1 protein-coding gene is annotated in these 413 nt (G+C 38.7%); it reads right to left on the bottom strand.

The window, feature by feature from the left end; genetic code table 11:
* Nucleotides 1-185 precede the first annotated feature (185 nt).
* On the bottom strand, nt 186-413 hold a 228-nt coding region (tnpB, locus tag C1E99_RS11090; protein WP_105207582.1), incomplete at its 5' end, for an IS66 family insertion sequence element accessory protein TnpB.

Genomic DNA, 413 nt, shown 5'->3' with positions numbered 1-413 from the left:
CTTCTCTGATGATTTTCCGTAGAGTTTCTGTCTCAGATACTCAACCTGTTCACGAAGGAGGGTCAACTCGTTGGTAAGTTGTTCAATCGTTGAGCTCTGCTGTTTAATAATCTTCAATAACTCTTCCATACTATTGATGAGCCTCCTTCTTTTTATTTCATTATACCGAAAGAAAAGCCCTGATTTCAATAGAAATCACGACTTTCTGAAACTTTTATTTTTGGAATGATAGAAAATCCTTTCATGAGCCAGTCTACTTGTTCGGAAGTTAGAGCCTTGACTTCTTCTTCATTGTTTGGCCAGGTCAATTTTCCATTTTCAAAACGTTTGTAAAGCAACCAAAATCCTTGTCCATCCCAGTAAAGAGCTTTGAATCGGTCTTTTCGACCTCCGCAGAAGAGATAGACCTGACC

The organism is Streptococcus suis (genome assembly GCF_002964045.1).
Classification (GTDB): Bacteria; Bacillota; Bacilli; order Lactobacillales; family Streptococcaceae; genus Streptococcus; species Streptococcus suis_U.
This window is presented reverse-complemented; position numbering and strand designations above follow the sequence as displayed.